Here is a 524-nt window from a genome sequence, read left to right on the forward strand (position 1 = left end):
CTGGTTGGCTTAAATCTAGTCGATAAATTGCTACGTTTGCATTAACCATCGGACCTTTAACCGCCGAGCCTGATACCGCAATACGGCTCTCATTACTCTCATCAGTATCGGTATTAGTGTCATCAGTATTATCCGCTGTGTCTGAAGCGGTATTGGTGCCATCAGCATTATCCGCTGTGTCTGAAGCGGTATTGGTGTCACCAGCATTATCCGCTGTGTCTGAAGCGGTATTGGTGTCACCAGCATTATCCGCTGTGTCTGAAGCGGTATTGGTATCACCAGCATTATCCGCTGTGTCTGAAGCGGTATTGGTGTCACCAGCATTATCCGCTGTGTCTGAAGCGGTATTGGTGTCACCAGCATTATCCGCTGTGTCTGAAGCGGTATTGGTGTCACCAGCATTATCCGCTGTGTCTGAAGCGGTATTGGTGTCATGAGCATTATCCGCTGTGTCTGAAGCGGTATTGGTGTCACCAGCATTATCCGCTGTGTCTGAAGCGGTATTGGTGTTGGTGTCAGTGGAA

General features: G+C 48.9%; 1 protein-coding gene. It reads right to left on the reverse strand.

Going from position 1 to position 524, the window contains the following annotated elements; translation table 11 throughout:
- Positions 1 to 524: prolipoprotein diacylglyceryl transferase (locus F8B77_RS17705; RefSeq protein WP_425277998.1), on the reverse strand; the 524-nt coding region annotated here is incomplete at both ends.

Source organism: Aliivibrio finisterrensis, from assembly GCF_008933155.1.
In the GTDB taxonomy this organism is placed as follows: domain Bacteria; phylum Pseudomonadota; class Gammaproteobacteria; order Enterobacterales; family Vibrionaceae; genus Aliivibrio; species Aliivibrio finisterrensis.